The sequence below is a fragment of the Janthinobacterium sp. CG_23.3 genome (assembly GCF_046115965.1).
Lineage (GTDB): Bacteria > Pseudomonadota > Gammaproteobacteria > Burkholderiales > Burkholderiaceae_D > Janthinobacterium.
In genome coordinates this window covers 18803-37636 of the sequence record NZ_JBJXIB010000023.1, presented here as the reverse complement: position 1 = coordinate 37636, position 18834 = coordinate 18803, and the positions used below count along the sequence as shown (strand labels likewise).

The 18834-nt window shown below is 68.3% G+C and carries 14 protein-coding genes; 9 read left to right on the top strand and 5 right to left on the bottom strand.

The window, feature by feature from the left end; translation table 11 throughout:
• Positions 1-85: 85 nt before the first annotated feature.
• A complete protein-coding gene (locus ACFDR9_RS08360; RefSeq protein ID WP_017875212.1) occupies positions 86-904 on the bottom strand; it encodes a hypothetical protein in 819 nt (272 codons plus the stop codon).
• A gap of 350 nt (positions 905-1254) precedes the next feature.
• Here ACFDR9_RS08360 and ACFDR9_RS08355 point away from each other — a divergent pair, with 350 nt between their 5' ends.
• The 4 genes from ACFDR9_RS08355 (at position 1255) to ACFDR9_RS08340 (ending at position 8934) form a co-directional block, all read left to right on the top strand.
• Positions 1255-2370 carry an ABC transporter substrate-binding protein gene (locus tag ACFDR9_RS08355; RefSeq protein WP_232429650.1) on the top strand — a complete coding sequence of 372 codons (1116 nt, stop codon included), beginning with the start codon at positions 1255-1257 and terminating at the stop codon, positions 2368-2370.
• Between the two features lie 160 nt (positions 2371-2530).
• Entirely contained in the window at positions 2531-3709 is a 1179-nt protein-coding gene (locus ACFDR9_RS08350; protein ID WP_017875210.1) for an ABC transporter substrate binding protein, read from the top strand.
• Positions 3710-3769: 60 nt separating this feature from the next.
• The gene (locus tag ACFDR9_RS08345; RefSeq protein WP_409030715.1) at positions 3770-8197 is read left to right on the top strand and encodes an EAL domain-containing protein; all 4428 of its coding nucleotides are present in this window, start codon (positions 3770-3772) and stop codon (positions 8195-8197) included.
• A gap of 323 nt (positions 8198-8520) precedes the next feature.
• A complete protein-coding gene (locus ACFDR9_RS08340; RefSeq protein WP_017875208.1) occupies positions 8521-8934 on the top strand; it encodes a hypothetical protein in 414 nt (137 codons plus the stop codon).
• Between the two features lie 147 nt (positions 8935-9081).
• On the opposite strand, the gene ACFDR9_RS08335 is transcribed toward ACFDR9_RS08340, so the two are convergent.
• The 3 genes from ACFDR9_RS08335 to ACFDR9_RS08325 all read right to left on the bottom strand — a co-directional run bounded on the left by ACFDR9_RS08335 (position 9082) and on the right by ACFDR9_RS08325 (position 13889).
• Positions 9082-10182, bottom strand: coding sequence for a porin (locus tag ACFDR9_RS08335; RefSeq protein WP_409030714.1), 1101 nt, complete (start codon positions 10180-10182; stop codon positions 9082-9084).
• Between the two features lie 307 nt (positions 10183-10489).
• Positions 10490-11728, bottom strand: coding sequence for a PepSY-associated TM helix domain-containing protein (locus tag ACFDR9_RS08330; protein WP_409030724.1), 1239 nt, complete (start codon positions 11726-11728; stop codon positions 10490-10492).
• Positions 11729-11747: 19 nt separating this feature from the next.
• Complete coding sequence (locus ACFDR9_RS08325) at positions 11748-13889, bottom strand: TonB-dependent siderophore receptor (protein ID WP_409030713.1); 2142 nt, start codon at positions 13887-13889, stop codon at positions 11748-11750.
• Positions 13890-14200: 311 nt separating this feature from the next.
• Here ACFDR9_RS08325 and ACFDR9_RS08320 point away from each other — a divergent pair, with 311 nt between their 5' ends.
• Genes ACFDR9_RS08320 through ACFDR9_RS08305 form a run of 4 tightly spaced genes read left to right on the top strand, consistent with a single transcriptional unit; the run spans position 14201 to position 16273 of the window.
• Positions 14201-15085 (top strand): neutral zinc metallopeptidase, encoded by an 885-nt coding sequence (locus ACFDR9_RS08320; RefSeq protein ID WP_409030712.1) that lies wholly within the window; start codon positions 14201-14203, stop codon positions 15083-15085.
• Between the two features lie 51 nt (positions 15086-15136).
• Entirely contained in the window at positions 15137-15466 is a 330-nt protein-coding gene (locus tag ACFDR9_RS08315; RefSeq protein WP_409030711.1) for a hypothetical protein, read from the top strand.
• Positions 15467-15475: 9 nt separating this feature from the next.
• Positions 15476-16027 carry a prolyl hydroxylase family protein gene (locus ACFDR9_RS08310; protein WP_409030710.1) on the top strand — a complete coding sequence of 184 codons (552 nt, stop codon included), beginning with the start codon at positions 15476-15478 and terminating at the stop codon, positions 16025-16027.
• A 9-nt stretch (positions 16028-16036) separates the two neighbouring features.
• Complete coding sequence (locus ACFDR9_RS08305; protein ID WP_409030709.1) at positions 16037-16273, top strand: hypothetical protein; 237 nt, start codon at positions 16037-16039, stop codon at positions 16271-16273.
• Positions 16274-16474: 201 nt separating this feature from the next.
• Here ACFDR9_RS08305 and ACFDR9_RS08300 read toward each other — a convergent pair whose 3' ends face one another.
• The gene (locus tag ACFDR9_RS08300; RefSeq protein ID WP_409030708.1) at positions 16475-17377 is read right to left on the bottom strand and encodes a LysR family transcriptional regulator; all 903 of its coding nucleotides are present in this window, start codon (positions 17375-17377) and stop codon (positions 16475-16477) included.
• Between the two features lie 103 nt (positions 17378-17480).
• Between ACFDR9_RS08300 and hmgA the strand changes: the two genes are divergently transcribed.
• Entirely contained in the window at positions 17481-18788 is a 1308-nt protein-coding gene (gene hmgA, locus ACFDR9_RS08295) for a homogentisate 1,2-dioxygenase (RefSeq protein WP_409030707.1), read from the top strand.
• The last annotated feature ends 46 nt before the right edge of the window (positions 18789-18834 follow it).

Here is an 18834-nt window from a genome sequence, read left to right as displayed (position 1 = left end):
TGGCCATCGTCGCCACTTCGGCGGGGTCGCGCGCGCCACTGAACGGCATGGGGGGCCGCCCCCGGCGCGGCGCCCGCGCCTTGGCTCAGGAGGCGTCGACCAGCACCGCGATGCGTTCGTTGAGGGCGGCGTTTTGCGTCCTCAGCTCGGCCACGCGCTCTTGAAGCTGCGCCACTTCGGCGCGCAGCCGCTCCAACTCGGTCGGCGCGGCGCGCTCGTCCGCGTCGCCCTGCCCCGGCTCAACGCCTTCCTTGGGCGCCTTCGGCGGGCGCGCCGCGGCCCGCTGTTCGCGGATTTCCTTGGCCGCCTGTTGCAACTGCTTCCTGCCGCCGGCCACCGCGGCGACCTGCTCGGCCTGCGGCAACGACGCCACCGTGGCCGCCGCGTTGATCGAGATGGTGCCCGAACGCACCGCCTCGACCAGTTCCGGCGTCGCCGCCTTCTGGATCTTTTCAATCTGGCCGATCTGGTTGCTGCTCAGGCGCGCCGCCCTGGCGATGTCTTCGCGCGTGCTCAAAGGCGGCGTATCGTCCCACGGCGGGCCGGCGCCGTCGTCGGCCGCCGGCGCCGGCGCCACGGTCTTCGCCGCCACGATGTCCTTCTTGCGCAGCGCCAGCACGCCGCGCTGGAAGTCGGACACGCTGCGGCGCGCCAGGTGGTTGTCGATCATCCACAGCATGACGTCGTCGAGCGACGCGAAGCCGATGTTTTGCACCGTCTTGTAGGTAATGTTGTGCTTGCGGCAAATCGCGTAGCGGTTGTGGCCGTCGATCAGCACGTCGTTCCACAGTACCAGCGCGTCGCGGCAGCCCTCGGCCAGCAGGCTGCGTTCCAGCGCCGTGTACTCGCTGTCGGTGAGCGGGTCGATGAACGAGCGCAGCGTTTCGTTGATTGTAATATCCATAATTATCCTTAGTAATGCGGGCGGCGGGCGGGCGGCGCGCGCCACGCGGCGGCGCCGCCCGTTGTCGCGCCGCCCGAATGCTACACCATCGCGGCCGCCGGCCCGCTGCCGGCGGCGCTAAAAAAATCGCATTTTTGTGCATAATTCCCGCGCCCGCGGCTATACTCGTTCCTGTTGTAAATACAACTACCAGGAAACTCGAACAAGCTACGTCGTTTGATCGGCAACGGCCCGGCCACGGCGCGGCGGGCGCCTTATTGATTGCAGCGTGAAACTATCATGAGTCATATTCGAACCTGCGCACGGCGCGCTATCCGGGCGGCCAAGCGGCCGTGCGGACCAGGCGGGCATTGATTGCGCGCCTGACAGGGGCGCGCGCGCCGCGCGCCGCGCCGCCCCGACGGGCGCCGCCGCCGGCGCCCTGGCGGGCGCTGCTGCGGGTCTGTCTGTGCGGCTGCTTGTGGGCCGGCGCGGCGCGCGCCAGCCCGGCGGCGGCGCCCGAGTGGCCCGGCGCGCCCGCTGACGCCACCGCCGCCACGCTGCGGCGCGCCGCGCCGACCGTGCTGGCGCAGTTGGCCGAGCCGGCCCGGCCGGCGCCCGCCGCCAGCGAGCCAATCGCCGTGCTGTTCCCGGACATCGGCGAACCCTACCGCAAGGTCTTCACCGAAATCATCGAGGGCATCGAGGAGCACGCCCGCGTCGCCGTGCGCAGCTATCCGGTCGGCGCCAACGCCGACGCCGCCGAATTGCAGGCGGCGCTGAAGCGCCACGGCAGCCGCGTCGTCATTGCGCTCGGGCGCCAGGGCGTGAAGGCGGCCGGCGCGCTCGACGCCGGCATCGGCGTGGTGGTCGGCGGCGTCAGCTCGGTGCCCGAACCGGAACGCCTGACCGGTATCAGCCTGACGCCCGACCCGGCGCTGCTGTTCACCCAGCTGCGCGCGCTGCTGCCCGAGGTGCGCCGCGTCATCGTGGTCTACAACCCGCAGCACAACGAGGCGCTGCTCAAGCTGGCGCGCGAGGCCGCCCGCGCCCAAGGCTTGGAGCTGGCCGCGCTGGAGGCGCGCGACCTGGCCGGCGCGGCGCGCCTGTACGACAGCGCGCTGGCGGGCGCCGACGGCCGCCGCGACGCGCTCTGGCTGCCGCAGGACCCGACCACCGTCGACGAGGCCACCATCTTGCCGATCGTGCTGAAGCAGTCGTGGAGCCGCAACGTGGCGATTTTCTCCAGCAGCTTCCTGCACGTCAAGAAGGGCGCGCTGTTCGCGCTGTACCCGAACCACGCCGAACTGGGCCGCGGACTGGCCCGGCTGGCCATCGCCATGCTCGGCGCCGAGCCGCCCAGGCGCGGCGTGCTGCCGCTGCGCGAGGTGCGCGGCGCCATCAACCTGCGCACCGCCGGCCATTTGGGACTGAGCATCGGCGCCGGCCAGCAGCGCGGCTTCGACTTCGTCTTCCAGGAACCGTGAGGCGGAAACCACAGCCCCTGGCGGGCGCGGCAATAATTGCTTTCCGGCACGCCAAAGTTCTTTTCAATTTGCCAAGAGCAAGCTTATACTACTACCGGTACTCGATGGCCCCGTCCACCGCTCTCCGCACTTGCGTCCCAGGGACCCCACCAGACCGCTAATGAACAAGAATCCGACCTTCGCCGCCGCCGTTGCGCGCGCCCTGCTGTATTTACCGCTGCTGCTGCTGGCGCCGGGCTGGTGCGCCGGTTCCACCGGCCTGCCCGGCGGCGCCGCGGCGCGCAGCCTGCAAATCGAGCTTCCGGGCGGCGCCGGCCAGGGCGCCGGGCTGCCGGCGTTCGCCCCGCTGCCCGCCCTGCCCGGCGTGTTCGACCCGGCCCAGGCGCCGGCGTTCGGCCCGGCCGCCTTCAAGCCGGTCACGCTGGCCCAGCTCGAGGACCAGTTGCGCCGGCCCGAGCTGCAGGCTTCGATCGGCAAGGGCGGCAGCATCGCGGTGCTGTACCCGAACGTCGACGAGCCCTTCCGCAGCGCCTTCGTCGGCATGATCCAGGGCATCGAGGAACGCACCAAGCTGCGCGTGCGCAGCTACGCGCTGGAGCCGAAGGTCGACGCCGCCGAGCTGAACGCCACCCTCAAGCACAACGGCACCCGCGTCGTCATCGCGCTGGGGCGGCAGGGCTTGAACGCGGCCGCCACGCTGGACCGCGAGATCACGGTGCTGGTCGGCGGCGTGCTGCTGCTGTCGGACAGCGACAACGTCGCCGGCATCAGCCTCACGCCCGACCCGGCGCTGCTGTTCGCGCGCCTGCGCGCGCTGCTGCCGGAGCTGCGCCGCGTGGTGGTGGTCTACAACCCGAAAAAGAGCGACTGGCTGATCAAGCTGGGGCGCGAGGCCGCCCGCGCCCAGGGCCTGGAGCTGTCGGCCCACGTCGCCGGCGACCTGGCCGAGGCGGCGCGCCTGTACACCGGCCTGATCGGCGCCGCCGACAACCGCCGCGACGCCGTCTGGCTGCCGCACGACACCACCACCGTCGAGGAAACCACGATTTTGCCGCTGGTGTTGCGCGAATCGTGGAACAGCGGCGTGCCGATTTTTTCCAGCAACGTGCTGCACGTGAAAAAAGGCGCGCTGTTCGCGATGATGCCCAACAACGTGGAACTGGGCCGCACGCTGGCCAGCTCAGCGCTGGGGGTGATCGCCGGCGACGGCCGCCGCCGCAGCGTGGTGCCGCTGCGCGAGCTGCACTCGGCGATCAACCTGCGCACCGCCAACCATATCGGCCTGAACCTGGGCCAGCAGCAACAGCGCAACTTCGACGTCGTCTTCCCCCAACCCTGACGCCCGATGCCGCTGCCGTTCAACCTCCGATGTAAGCATCGATTTCCGAGCCCGGCACCTATGTTGCAACAATATTTACGCCGTACCGGCTTCCGGCGCCAGCTGACCGTCATCGTCTCGGCCGCCATCATTTGCCTGGCGCTGTTTTCCTCGCTGATGAACTCGTGGGAGGCGAGCGCGCGCATGCGCGACTATTTCGTCGAGCAGGGCCAGCGCGTGGCCGAGAATCTGGCGCGCCAGAGCACGCTGGCGCTGCTGTTCCATTCGGCCGAGAACGCCCGCGAGGTGGTCGCCGCCACCCTCGCCTTCCCCGACGTCGAGGGCTTGCAAATCAGCGACACGCGCCAGCGCGTGGTGCTGGCGCAGGCCAAGCCGGGCGCGCTGTTTTCCGCCGCGGCGCGCGCCGCGCCCGGGCGCGCCCGCCTGGTCGGCGAAACCGCCGACGCCTGGCTGTTCGGCGCCCCGGTCTACGGCGGCCAAGCCGAGGCCTCGCCGTTCGAGTTGCAGGAGCGCGACGCCCAATTGATCGGTTACGTCCACGTGCAGGTCGGCAAGGGCACGCTGAAGCGCCTGACCTGGTCGCTGTTGCTGGGCAACCTGGCCATCACGCTGTCTTTCGCGGTGATCCTGCTGGTGTTGCTGCGCCTGCTGACGCGCCACCTGATCGGCCCGCTCAACGCGCTCTCGGCGCTGATGCGCCGCGCCCAGTCCGGCCAGTCCGGCATGCGCGCCGCGCCGGAGGGGCCGCGCGACCTGATCGAAATGGCGTCCGCCTTCAACCAGATGATGAGCGTGCTGGAACAGCGCGAGGCCGAGTTGAAGGACTCGCGCGACGCCGCCGTCAGCATGGCCCAGGTCAAGGCGCAGTTCGCCGCCACCGTCAGCCACGAGGTGCGCACCCCGCTCAACGGCGTCGTCGGCATGCTCGACTTGCTCAAGGAAATGGGTTTGAACCGGCGCCAGCAGGAATGCGTCGACGTCGCCTGGACCTCGTCGCGCACCTTGATCGAGCTGATCAACAACATCCTCGATTTTTCCAAAATGGAGGCCGGCAAGGTCACGCTGGAGGAGGCCGACTTCGACCTGCGCACGCTGGTCGAGGAAGCCATCGAGCTGGTGGCCCGCCAGGCCCAGCAAAAAGACCTCGGCCTGGGCTACCTGTTCGAACCGGGCGTGCCCGAGCGCGTGCGCGGCGACTCGCTGCGGCTGCGGCAAATCCTCATCAACCTGCTCGGCAACGCCGTCAAGTTCACCGAGCGCGGCGAAGTGGCCGTGCTGATCGGGCTTTACGCCGACGCCGCCCACGGTTGCGGCTTGCGCTTCGCGGTGCGCGACAGCGGCATCGGCATCAGCCCGCAAGCCCAGCAGCACCTGTTCGAATCGTTCGTCCAGCCCGACCCGTCGACCACCCGGCGCTACGGCGGCACCGGCCTGGGCCTGGCGATCTGCAAGCAACTGGTGGGCCTGCTGGGCGGCGAGATCGGCCTGCACAGCGCGCCCGGCGCCGGCACCACCTTCACCTTCACGGTGCGCTGCCAGCCGGCCGCCGACGCGGCGCCGGCGCCGGCGCCGTTGGCCGCGCTGGCCGGGCTGCGCGTGCTGCTGGTCGAGCGCAGCGAAATCGTCCGCGACTTCGTCCAGCTGACGCTGGCGCAGCAGGGCGTGCCCTGCTTCGCCAGCAACTGCCCCCAGGCGGCGCTGGCCGAACTGCTGGCGGCGGCGCGCGCCGGCGAGCCCTACCACGTGCTCGTCGTCGAGGCCGGCCCGGACGGCGACGGCGCCGCGCTGGCGCGGCGCATCGACGCCGCCGTGCCGGCGCCGCAACTGCTGGTGCTGGGCGGCTACGGCGCCGCCGCCGCCGACGGCCACGCCACGCTGAACAAACCGCTGCGCCAGCGCCGCCTGCTGGGCGCGCTGGCCGAGCTGCTGGCCGGCCCGCCCGCCGCCGACCCGCTGGCCGCGGCGGCGCCGGCCGACGCCGCGCCGGCGCAATTTCGCGTGCTGGTGGCCGAGGACAACCGCACCAACCGCATGGTCGCCGGCGGTATGCTGGCGATGAACGGCTGCGTCTGCGAATTCGCCGCCGACGGGCGCGAGGCGGTCGAGGCGGCCCAGCGCGGCCGCTTCGACCTGATCCTGATGGATTGCAGTATGCCGGAAATGGACGGCTACGAGGCCACCGCCCGCATCCGCGCCGCCGAACAAGCGCTGGGCCGGCGCACGCCGCTGCTGGCGATGACGGCCAACACCCAGCGCGGCGACGCCGAGAAATGCCTGGCCGCCGGCATGGACGACTACCTGGCCAAGCCGATCACGCTGGCCGAACTGCGCCAAAAACTCGACAAATGGCTGCCGCGCGGCCAGGCGGCCGCCGCCGCGCCGGCGCACGCTGAAGACGACGCCGCCGGCGCCGACGCCCCGGCCGGCGCCGGCCCGGTCGACCGCGCCGTCTTCGACAAGCTGCGCGAGCTCCTCGGCGCCGCCCTGCCGCAGGCGGTCGAGCCGTTCCTGGAAGACGCGCCGGGCTACCTGCTGGAACTGGAGCGCGCGGTGCGCGACGGCGACGGCGAGTCCGCCCGCGCCAGCGCGCACGCCCTCAAGGGCGCCTCCGGCAACCTGGGCGCGGCGACACTGGCGCAACTGGCCGGCCAGGCCGAGCAACTGGCGATCGGCCGGCGCGGCGGCCACATCGCCCCGCTGCTGGCGCCGCTGCGCGCCGCCTACGACGAGGTGGCCACCTTCCTGGCGCTGGAAATGGCGGCGCAGTTGCACGACGCCGCCGCCGCGCCCGAGGAGCAGGCGCTGGTGCTGATCGTCGACGACGACCGCAGCACCCGCAGCACGCTGCGCCACACGCTGCAGCGCAACGGCTTCCGCGTCGAAGAGGCCGCCGACGGCGCCCAGGCGCTGGCGCTGCTGGCGCACTTCCAGCCGGACGTCATCCTGATGGACGCGGTGATGCCGGTGATGGACGGCTTCAGCGCCTGCGCGCGCATGCAGGCGCTGCCGGGCGGCAGCGCGGTGCCGGTGTTGATGATCACGGCGCTGCAAGACAACGCCTCGGTCGAGCGCGCCTTCGCCGCCGGCGCCAGCGACTACATCCCGAAACCGATCCACTACGCCGTGCTGTCGCAGCGGGTGCGCCGCATCATCGAGGCCAACCGCGCCGAGAAGCGCATCCGCCACCTGGCCTACAACGACGTGCTGACCGGGCTGCCCAACCGCACGCTGTTCTTCGAACTGCTGGCCGGCGGCATCGCCCAGGCCGGCGCCGCCGACGCCCAGCTGGCGGTGCTGTTCCTCGACCTGGACCGCTTCAAATACGTCAACGACAACCTCGGCCACGACGTCGGCGACCGCCTGCTGGTGGCGGTGGCGCAGCGCGTGCGCCGCTGCGTGCGCGCCGGCGACACCGTGGCGCGCCTGGGCGGCGACGAGTTCACCGTGGTGCTGGGCGAGATCGACGGCCCGGCCGCGGCGGCCGCGACGGCGCAGCACATCGTGCGCGCGCTGGCGGCGCCGTACCAGATCGACGGCCACGACATCTTCGTCACCAGCAGCATCGGCATCGCCCTGTATCCGCGCGACGGCGGCGACGTCGCCACGCTGGTCAAGCACGCCGACAGCGCCATGTACCGCGCCAAGAAGACCAACACCGGCTTCCAGTTTTACGAAGCGTCGATGGCGCAATTGATCTCCGAGCACGTGCGCCTGGAGAGCGACCTGCGCCACGCGCTCGAAAACCGCCAGTTGCAGGTCTACTACCAGCCCCAGGCCAGGCTGGCCGACGGGCGCGTGATCGGCATGGAGGCGCTGGTGCGCTGGCCGCACCCGACCCGCGGCATGGTCTCGCCGGTCGAGTTCATCGCGCTGGCCGAGGAAACCGGCTTGATCAATCCGCTCGGCGACTGGGTGCTGCGCACCGCCTGCGCCCAGTTGCAGCAATGGATCACCGAGGGCCTGCCGCCGATGCGCGTGGCGGTCAACCTGTCGGTGCGCCAGTTGCTGCAGAAGGACTTCGCCGCCTCGGTCGAGGCGGCGCTGGCCGACACCGGCCTGGCGCCGCACCTGCTGGAGCTGGAAATCACCGAAAGCACGCTGATGGAATACGCGCAGGACACCTTGATGGCGCTGCACCGCCTGCGCGCGCTCGGCGTGCGCCTGTCGATCGACGACTTCGGCACCGGCTACTCCTCGCTGTCCTACCTGAAGCGCTTCCCGGTCGACATCATCAAGATCGACCGCTCCTTCGTGCGCGACCTGCCGCAGGACGCCGACGACGCCGCCATCGTCGCCGCCATCATCGCGCTGGCGCACAGCCTGCGCCTGGAGGTCGTGGCCGAGGGCGTGGAGACGGCGGCGCAGCTGCGCTTCCTTCAGGAGAACCGCTGCGACATACTGCAGGGCTATTACCTGAGTCCGGCGGTACCGGCCGCGCAGTTCGCCCAATTGGTACGCCAGCGCGCCCCGACGCCGCTGCTGGCCTGAACCCGCTGCTAAGCCCGGCCGCTGTGGCGCGCGCCGCCCGGCGGCCTGTTCGACGCATTCGCCGTCGCGCCAATTGAGCGCCGTCAAAGGTCGCGCGGAAAACCCGCGGACGTGGCAGTTTCAGCCAAGCTTCATCAAAGGAACACTCGGACATTGGCAAAAATCTGGCTACACTGATGGCATGAATCGTAGTCTAGCAAAGCGCCTTTTTCCTGGTTCGGGCCGCGGGCGCGTCGCCGACGCTGCACCGCGGCTTGGACGCCGATGAGCGAACCGGTGGCCGTTGCCGCCCCGGTTCTTCCCTGCCACAAGGAACCCTGTCTATGAAATACGCTGCCACCCTCACCGCCGACGCCGGCGGCTACGTCGTCACCTTCCGCGACATTCCCGAGGCCATGACCCAGGGCGACGACCACGCCGAAGCGATGTTCATGGCACGCGAGATACTCTGCGAGGCGATCCGCGTCTATTTCGACGAAAAGCGGCCGGTGCCACTGCCCTCGCCGCCGCGCAAGGGCGAGCGCCTGGTTGACCTGCCGATCAGCGTCGCCGCCAAGGTACTGCTGCTCAACGAAATGCTGACGCAGGCGGTGACGACGTCGGAGCTGGCGCGGCGCCTCGACACCAACCGCCAGGAAGTGAACCGCCTGATCAATCCGGCGCACGCGACCAAAATCGACCGCATCGAAGAGGCCATGAAGGCGCTCGGGCGGCAACTGGACGTCGTCGCCGCCTAGGCTGCCGGGCCGCCGATCTCGGTGTACCCGTAAAAGCCGCCGAGGTAGGTCGACTTGAGCACCGCCGCTGCCGGCGCGAACTCGTTTTCGCCGCCCACCCCCGCCACGCCCGCGGCCGCGGCGCCAGCTGCACGCGGTGTCGAAAGCCTAGAAATCGTGGCTCATGCCCATCACCCAGCCGGTCGGGCTGGCGCCCGGGCCGGCGGCCGCCGAATTCAAGCCGTTGGTGCCGAAGCGGTAGTTCGCCCTGGCTTCGTTGGCGATGCGGGTGGCGTAGGCATACAGTTGCGTGCGTTTCGACAGATTATGCTCGTAACCGAGCACATACGTCGTCGCCCCCGACCGCGGCCCCTTGACGACGCGCGCACCGTCGCTGCCGACCTGGGTGGTGGCGCCGTCCGGCGCCGATCCGCGGCCGTCGCCGGCGGCGCCGTATTTGGCCGAGAGCACGCCGGCGCCGACCTTGTAGCCGAGCGATACGGTCCAGTAGTCGCGCGTGACGTCGCCGCTGGCCAGCTGGTAGCTGAGGCGCGTCACGCCGCCCGCCACGTCGACGACGCCGAAGTCGTACTTGGCGCCGAGGCGGTAGGCCATGTCGTGGCGGCCCGGCAGGAAGTTGTCGTGGCGCCCGAGCCCGGCGCCAAGCTTGAGCTTGCCCCGGCTGTACGAGGCGGCCGCGGTCAAGGCCGTTTTGCCGCCGCGCTGCTCGTCCTCCAGGCCGTACTGCAGTTCGCCCTTGAAGCCGTTGACGGTGGGCGAGTCGTAGCGCAGCGAATTGACCTGGGTGCGGGTGAAGCCACCGCCGCCGCCGCCGAGCGTGGCGATGGTGGCGTCGTTGCCGATGCCGGTGCCCTTGTAGCGGTCGGTGTATTCGCCCATGCCTTTGAAGACGTCGTCAAAAAAGCCCAGCCGCAGCCTGCCCCAGCCGCCCTCCAGGCCGACGAAGGTGTCGCGTCCGGCCAGCGTGCCGCTGCCGGAGTCGACGCCGACCGAGGCCTCGATCTGGTAGATGGCCTTCAAGCCGTCGCCCAGCGCCTCGACGCCGCGAAAGCCCAGCCGCGAGGAATTGCTCGACAAGCGGGTCACGTCGCCGGAGGTGGCGCCGGTCGGCTTGCTGAAGCTGATATGTTCGACGTCGACGTTCAGGCGGCCGTAGACCTGCACGCTCGATTGCGCTTGCGCGCCCTGTACGCAGAGCGCGGATACGGCCAGGACGGACGCTGCCGCCGCCAGATTCTTCTTGTTCATTTTCCATCTCTCCATTCGGGCGATCAAGTCGCCCGTGTTGTTGTAGTGAAACCGATGCGCTGTTGAGCGCCCGGCCGACATCCCGTCGGTACCGCCGGCCCGGCCGCGCCGATGCCGCGGACGGGTCGGCGGCGTGTGGCTAGGCACCCGACTTGAGCGCAGTCTAGAACGGATTTTTTGGAATAGCGAGCGGCGGCGGCCGCGCCGGACGCCGTTTCTTGCAAGCCGCTGTCAACTACCTTTCAGTCAGCTTTCACTGGCGCGGGCGGCGCGCCGGCGCGGCGTGCCGTTCGCCTGTATAAAGGGATCAGCCAAGCGATTGGGACGACATGTCAGCGTTGCCGCTGGCGCGCGGTGTCCGCGCCGCGACCGCGCGGGCGCGCCGCTTGCGCAGCCAGATCAGCAGTCCGGTCACGCTGAGCATTGCCACCAGCGCGCCCATCACCGAGATCATGATGCGCCCGGGCATACCGATGATGCGCCCCGAATGCAGTGGAAACTGGGCCTGCAGGAAAATGTCGCCGGCGCTGCCGGTGCCGGGGATGCTGGCGCCAGCGGCGCTGCCGTCCTTGCCGTCGAAATACAGCCAGTTGTTGCCCAGGCCGCCGTCGCCATGGTCGTTGCCGGCCTCGAAGAAGCCGACGCCGTACAGGCCGAACGCCGACGAGTAGAACACGCCGCCGGCCGGCAGCGTCCAGCCGCGCCGCCGCGCCTCGGCCCGCGCCAGCGCCATCACCTGCTCGCGGCTCACTTGCGCCTCGATCGGCCGCTCCGGCGGCCGCTGCTGGCGGCTGTCGAAGGCGCTTGGCGTCAGCGTCGACAACGCCTCGACCAGCGGGCGCATCACCTGGCGGTTCAGGTTCATCGACACCGACGTCACCGCCAACAGCAGCAGCAACAGCCAGACCCAGACGGCGCCGGAGCGGTGCAGGTCGAAATTGAGCTTGTGGCCGCCCTGGCGCCAGCGGAAGGCGAACGACTTGCGCCAGCTGCGCCAGTTCGGAAACGACAGCCACAGCGCGATCAGGCAGTCGGCCACCCAGACCACGGCGATGATACCCATCAGCCAGACGCCCAATTCGATGCCCCAGCCCTCGGGAATATGCATCGTGTAGTGCAACTTGTACAGGAAGGGCAGCAGGTTTTCGCGGTTCAGGCCGATCTCGCCCCACAGGCGCCGGCCCTGCTCCCGGCCGGTGACCGGGTCGAGCGCGATCTGGTTGAAGCCCAGCTCGAACGGTTTGCCGGTGGCCGGGTCGATGCGGCCCTCGACCTGCAGCAGCGAGGTGTGGCCCGGCTCGACCGCGGTCAGCACGTAGCCGACGCGCACGCGCGGGTCGGCCCGCTCGACCTGGCGCGCCAGGTCGACGCCGAACATTTGCGCCCCGGCGTCGCCGGCGCTGCGGGCGTCGAACAGTTGCGGGTTGAGCCAGGCGTCAAGCTCGTGGTCCCAGGAGATCACCGCGCCGGTGGCGCCGGCGATGAACAGGAAAATCGCCGCCGCCAGCCCGAACCAGCGGTGCAGCAGGACCAGCACGGGCCGCAACGGAGTCAGCGCCGCCATGTCAGTACTGCCAGCTCAAGGTGGCGCTGGCGTTGCGCGGCGCCGCGTAGTACGAGGCCGCCCAGTACAGGCTGTTGATGTAGCGCTTGTCGGTGACGTTGTTGGCGTTCAGCGCCAGGCTCAGCTTGCGGTCGATCTCGTAGCGCGCCATCAGCCCCAGCACGGCGTAGGCGCCCTGGCGCGTGACGACGCCGGGCTGCTCCTGCTTGCGCTCGATCGCGCTCTGCCAGTTCAGCGTGGCGCCGACCTTCAGCGGCGTGAAGAACGGTACGCGGTAGGTGCTAGACAGGCGCAGCATTTTGCGCGGCAGATAGGTCTTGGCGGCGGCGCCGTCATTGTCCTCGATCGACAAGTGGGTGTAGCCGGCGCTGCTCTGCCAACCTTTTGCCAGCTCGCCCGACATCTCCAGGTCGACGCCGCGCGACTCGGCCTTGATGCCGCGGTAGTAAGCCTTGGCGCCGATGACGCCGGCCTGCTCGGCGGCGTTGCTCTGCCTGGTCTGGAAGACGGCGCCGGACAGGTTCAGCTTGCGCTCGAACAGCTCGCCCTTCAGGCCCAATTCGGCGGTGCTCCCCATGACCGGGGCCAGCGTCTTGCCGGCGATGTCGACTTCGCTTTGCGGGTTGAAGATTTCGGTGTAACTGGCGTAGGCGGAGGCGTTGTTGCCGATGTCCAGCACGGCGCCCAGATACGGCGTGGTCTTGCTGGCCGACTTGGCATGGTTCGCCGCGTACGCCGTGCCGCGCGACTCGGCCTTGGTCGCGTTGACGCCGGTGAGCAGTTTCACGTCGTCGCCCAGGTTGAAGCGCGCCGCGACATAGGCGCCGCGGCGCATGTCCTCGACTTCGCTGCCGTCGCTGGAGGCGTTGAACAGCGGTTCGGGGTAGCCGCCGCCGAGCGCCTGCCGCTCGCTCAACGGCGCGCCGATGACGCCGTAGTGCGAGACGTCGTCCAGCGTCGAGCGCGACAGGCTGGCGCCGACGCTCAGGTCGTGGCGCCGCCCGGCCAGCGCAAACTGCCCGGTCGCCGACACGTCGAGCAGGCTCTGGCGGACATGCGCGGCGTAGCGCGACGGATAGGCGAACAGGCCGGTGCCGCTGGCCCTGTCCGGCGTGCCGTAGACGTAAAACAGCTGGGAGTTCGACTTCGCGGTGTTGTGGGCCAGGCTGACCCTGGCGCTCCAGCCCTTGTCGAACTGGTGGCTGAGCTCGGCGAAGGTGGCGCCGGTTTCGGTCCGCCAGTTCGACCACTCGGCCGAAGTGCTGGCCGATACCGGATACCGGGTCGGGCTGCCGTCGCTGTAGTACATCGGCAGCGCGCGCCACAAGTTGCCGACCGGTTTGTTTGTCTGGTGGCTGTGGCCGACGCTGAGCAGGGTGCGCGGCGCCAGGCGGGCCTCGACGATGCCGTAGGCGACGGCCTTGTCCATCGAATACCGGTCGAGGTAGGAGTCGTTGCTTTGCCTGGCCAGCACCGCCCGCGCGCTGACGCTGCCGCTGGCGTTCAACGGCGTCGACACGTCGGCCTCGACGCGGCGCTTGTTCCAGGAACCCAGCGTTAGGCTGGCCGACGCCATCAATTGCGCGCTGGGGCGCTTGCGGATGAAGTTGACGGTGGCCGACGGGTTGCCGGTGGCCGACATCAGCCCGTTGGCGCCGCGCACCACGTCGACGCGCTGGTACAGCAGCGTGTCGACGTCGCCATTCAGGTTGCCGAACACGGCGGGCAGGCCGACGCCGTCGTACTGGAAATTGGTGATGTCGAAGCCGCGCGAGGTGAAATAGGCGCGGTCCGTTTCAAACTGCTCCACCGTGACGCCTGTGGTGTTGAGCAACACCTCGCTGACGTTGCTGAGCTTGAAATCGTCCATCTTCGCGCGCGTGACGACCGATACCGACTGCGGCGTTTCGCGCAGCGTCAGTTCCAACTTGGCGGCGGACGCGCTGCGGCGCGCCGCGTAGCCCGGTTCCGACGCCCCGGTGACGGTCACCACCGGCATCGTCAGCGGCGCGCCGCCGCCCTCTTCCGGCGCGGCGGCCAGCGCCATGCCGGACTGGCTCAGCGCCAGCGCCAGCGCGAGGGAACGCCGGCGCAACGCGCTGCGACGGTAGGGCGGGACGGACAAAGGGATACGGCGGGACATGTTGCGGCTCCTGAAGCGTGAAAAATCCGTCACTGGCTGGGAACCGCACCTGGCTTGTTTTACGGGAAAATGTGCACCACCCAATAGGTAAATGCGAATCACTCTCATTATACCCATTGCAACGGTGGGCGACAATCATCAACTACACCAACGACCCGCCGCCGCATCGGGCCAACGCGCGAATTCGGCCCGGCCAACGCTGCGCCGGTCCCGCGCCCCATCAGCGTATAGTATCGAAAACACCAAAAACCCCTCCCCCGCCGACGCGGCGCGGACAGGAAAATAAACGCACACACGCTGGAGTAAACAATATGAAATGGGAAGGCAATCGTGAAAGCGACAACGTCGAAGACCGCCGCGGCGAAGGCGGCGGTGGCGGCGGTGGCGGCTTCGGCTTCGGCGGGCGCTCCATCGGCATCGGCACCATCGTCATCGCCCTGGTCGGCTCGTACGTGCTCGGCGTCAGCCCGCTCACCATACTCAATATGCTCAGCGGTGGCGGCGGCTCGGTCAGCACCGGACAGCAAGCGCCGTCGCACGCGCCGCCGGCCAACGACAACGTGGCGAAATTCGTCTCGACCGTGCTGGCCGACACCGAAGACACCTGGACCGAGCTGTTCCGCTCCCAGGGCGGCAACTACGTCAAACCCAAGCTGGTGCTGTTCTCGGGCAGCACGCCGACCGCCTGCGGCGCCGGTCAAAGCGCCAGCGGGCCGTTCTACTGCCCCGGCGACCAGAAAGTCTACATCGACCTGAGTTTCTTCAAACTGATGCAAGACCGTTTCAAAGTCACCGGCGAATTCGCCGAAGCCTACGTCATCGCCCATGAAGTCGGCCACCACGTGCAAAACCTGATGGGCGTCAGCGGCAAGGTCGACCAGGCGCGACAGCGCTCGTCGGAAAGCCAGGCCAATGCGATGTCGGTGCGGCTGGAGTTACAGGCCGATTGCTTCGCCGGCGTGTGGGCCTTCCATGCGAACCAGGCGCGCAGCATCCTTGAAAATGGCGATGTCGAAACCGCGCTCAACGCCGCCACCGCCATCGGCGACGACGCCTTGCAACGGCAGTCGCAGGGCCACGTGGTGCCGGACTCGTTTACCCACGGCACCTCGGCGCAGCGCGTGCGCTGGTTTAGCAAGGGCATCGAGAGCGGACAGATCGCGCAGTGCAACACTTTCGAGGCGCGCCAGCTGTAGCATGTCGCCTGTTTTTCCACACGCAACCCGCATTCAAACATGACGCCAAGCTTGAACACCGCCGTGACCGGAGCGATCCAGGTTCGCTCCGCCGAAAAGGAGGATTTCCCGGCGTGGCAGCCATTGTGGCTAAGCTATAACGCGATGTATGGACGCCATGGCGAGACGGCCCTTTCCCCCGAAATAACGCAGACAAGCTGGACCCGGTGTTTCGATGCAGGTATCGCCGGCAAGCTCATTGAGGAAATCCATGCGCGCGCGAACACCGCCGGCTGCGGCAGGGTCTACTGGCAAACCAACCCTGGCAACACATCCGCGGTGAAGGTGTACGACAAGATTGCTCAAAGATCGGAGTTTGTCTTATATCGGAAGACGCTGTAGGGAGCGCACATGCACCGTTACTCGGACCGCGTTTTCGCCATTCCGGACTTTCTTACAAAGGCAGAGTCCGCGGAATTGATCGCCCTCGCCGAGACGCGGGGATTCGAGGCGGCATTGGTGCGAACACAGTTGGGGCTGAAACCGATGGCGAACGTGCGCAACAACCAGCGGCTCGTCTGTGAATTGCCCGCATGGCGGGAGCGGCTTTGGACTCGCCTTGCCGCCACGGAGCTACCCGTACTGGATGGCGGCGCCACGGCAGTCGGCCTACCGGCGCAACTGCGCTTTTACAAATACAAGCCGGGCCAGCGCTTCAAGATGCACAAGGACGGCCCCTGGTCCGAAGGCGGCCTTGCCAGCAAATTGACATTGCTTGTCTACCTGAACGACACATTTGCCGGCGGCGCGACCGACTTCCGGGATTTCATTGTCCGGCCCGCCACCGGCATGGCCTTGCTTTTCATCCATGACACCTGGCACGAGGGTGAACAAGTAAGCTCGGGCACGAAGTACGTGCTCCGATCTGACGTGCTGTATACAACGGGCGACGCCGCCCCCTGAAAAAGCCGGGTGCTAGATAGCGCGGTCCCGGACTACTTCGGCGTTCTTTTCTTTTTCCGCGGGGTGGCGGCAGCCCCCAGCCATGCCTCGGCCCAGGCGCTGCTCATTTGCCGGACATTCTTCGCCGCTTCCCGCTTCACCGCCGCCGTGGCCTGCGCTCTGGCCGACCCTGCGGCACGATTTGCCGCGCTAAGGAACACGCTCATAAACGGATTTTTCATCTCGCACCTGTCATGGAATGAATAATTCATCCACTGTACGGTCCGGCAACAAGGGCGACTGTTCGCTGGCTAACGGATGGCAACGACACCCTGGGCGCAAGCGAGCGCTGTTGATAGCTATCAAGCTCAAGCAGGCGGAGCGGCGCGCGCGGCGTCCTCGCTGGCCTCCATGAGCTCCTTGAGCCCGATGAAGTTACGCATAGACTGCAGGGTGGTCGGGCCTTCCTCAGCCGGCGAAGCCGTCCGCCACCAGCGCGCGCAGCCAGCGGCCGCCCTCATCCAGGTTATAGCGGCGGTGCCAGAACATATTGGTCTGCAGCGCCGGCAGGCGCAGTGGCGATTTCACATACTCGAGCTGGAACGCCGCGGCGGCGCGCTCGGCCAACTTTTGTGGCACGGTCGCCACCAAGTCGGTGCTGCCAACGATGTAGGGTACGGCGGCAAAATTCGGCACGCTGAAGCTGCTGCCGGGCGCAATGCCGGCGTCGGCCAGCGCCTGATTGATACCGTCGTAGGGACTTTCCATGGAGGTGACCAGCAGATGGCGCGCCGCGCCCAGGCGCTCGACCGTCAGCGCCCCCTCGCCGAGCGGGTGGCCACGGCGGAACATGCACACATACTCCTGGCGAAACAGGCGGCGCTGGTACAGCACGGCCGGGGCGTCGTCGAAGGCGCCAATGGCCAGGTCGACCCGGCCCGCTTCCATCTCGACCCGCAGGTCAACCAGCCCGGCCCGTACCGAGACAATATCGACATGCGGGGCCGCCGCCGTGCAGGCGGCGATCAGCCGTGGCATGAAATACATCTCGCCGGCGTCGGTCATGGCAATGCTGAAACGGCGCCGGCTGGTGGCCGGCTCGAACGGCTCGTCGGGGTTGAACGCCTGTTCCACATGCGCGAGCGCCGCGGCGACCGGTCCGGCCATGCGCTCGGCGTAGGGCGTGGGCTGCATGCCGCTCGTGGTACGCACAAACAACTCGTCGCCGGTACTGCGGCGCAGCCGCGCCAGCGCGTTGCTGACCGCCGACTGCGTCAGCCGCAGGCGCTTGGCGGCCGCCGAAATCTGGCGTTCGCGGAACACTTCGTGAAACACCACCAGCAAGTTCAAATCCAAGTCGCGCAGCTGCATGCCACCTCCATTTACATTGTGAATAGTCATAATTTTTGTATTTATATCGTAAAAATGGCGCCGCTGCACTACATTGTTCATATACCGACCTCCAGGAGACAGCATGAGCCCTTCTTTCGAACACCCCGGCTACCAGTCCGGCTTCGGCAACGAGTTTGCCACCGAAGCCCTGCCCGGCGCCCTGCCCGCGCATCAGAATTCGCCGCAGCGCGCGCCGTACGGCCTGTATGCCGAGCAACTGTCCGGCACCGCCTTCACCGCCCCGCGCGCGCACAACCGGCGCAGCTGGCTGTACCGCATCCGCCCGGCGGCGATGCATCAACCGTTCCGCCAGATTGGCAACGACCGCATTGTCAGCCGTTTCGATGACGTCGCCGCGCCGCCAAACCAGCTGCGCTGGGACCCGCTGCCCATGCCGCAGGCGCCCGTCGACTTCATCGACAGCTGGGTGACGATGGCCGGCAACGGCTCGCATGCGCAGCAAAGCGGCTGCGCCATCCATCTGTACGCGGCCAACCGGTCAATGGACAAGCGCTACTTCTACAACGCCGACGGCGAGCTACTGATCGTGCCGCAACAGGGGCGGCTACGCATCGCCACCGAACTCGGCGTGCTCGACGTGGCGCCGCGGGAAATCGCCGTGGTGCCGCGCGGCGTGCGCTTCCAGGTCAGCCTGCCGGATGGCGAGGCGCGCGGTTACATTTGCGAAAACTACGGCGCGCTGCTGCGCCTGCCCGACATGGGCCCGATCGGCTCGAACGGCCTGGCCAACCCGCGCGACTTTCTGACGCCACGCGCCTCTTACGAGGACCGCGAAGGCGATTTTGAGCTGGTCGCCAAGTTCGGCGGCAACCTGTGGTCGGCCGCCATCGCGCATTCGCCGCTGGACGTAGTGGCATGGCATGGCAACTACGCGCCGTACAAGTACGATCTGCGCCACTTCAACACCATCGGCTCGATCAGCTACGACCATCCGGACCCGTCCATCTTCCTGGTGCTGCAGGCGCCGTCGGACACGCCGGGCGTGGACACGCTGGACTTCGTCATCTTTCCGCCGCGCTGGCTGGCCGCCGAACACACCTTCCGTCCGCCCTGGTTCCACCGCAACGTCGCCAGCGAATTCATGGGCTTGATCGAAGGCGAGTACGACGCCAAGTCCAGCGGATTCCGCCCGGGCGGCGCCAGCCTGCACAACTGCATGAGCGGGCATGGACCGGACGCGCCGACCTTCGACAAGGCCAGCGCGAGCGACACCAGCGTGCCGCACAAGGTGGATGCGACCATGGCCTTCATGTTCGAGACGCGCGACGTGATCTGCCCGACCGCCCACGCCTTGGCCTCGCCGCAACTGCAGCCCGACTACTACCAGTGCTGGATGGGCTTCACCAAGCATTTCAATGGCACCGTGTAGTCGTCATGTTTAACATGACTTGCGCCTGCCAAGCGGGATAACCGCC